This window comes from Streptomyces griseicoloratus, assembly GCF_014534645.1.
Lineage (GTDB): Bacteria > Actinomycetota > Actinomycetes > Streptomycetales > Streptomycetaceae > Streptomyces > Streptomyces griseicoloratus.
This window is the reverse complement of sequence record NZ_JACVQF010000152.1, coordinates 1-244: the sequence shown is the minus strand read 5'-3', so window position 1 is coordinate 244 and position 244 is coordinate 1. Positions and strand designations below refer to the sequence as shown.

Below are 244 nucleotides of genomic sequence, written 5' to 3'. Positions count from 1 at the left end.
TGCCGTGTCGTTCCACTCCTCCAGGACCTTGTGGCGCTCGGCCGCGTCCAGCACGTCCACCGCGCTCAACCGCACCGACGGATCACCGACCAGCGCTTCGACCAGACGCGCCCAGCGCTCCGCGAAACCCTCCAGGGAACCGGGGTCAAACAGGTCCACGGCACCGACCAGGGACCCGCGCACGCCGGCCGGCGTGCCCTGTTCGTCGTAGACCTCCGAAGCGGTGACCTCCAGGTCGAACTTC

1 protein-coding gene is annotated in these 244 nt (G+C 69.3%); it reads right to left on the bottom strand.

The window, feature by feature from the left end:
* Positions 1-244: hypothetical protein (locus H0H10_RS04530; RefSeq protein WP_188179496.1), on the bottom strand; the 244-nt coding region annotated here is incomplete at both ends.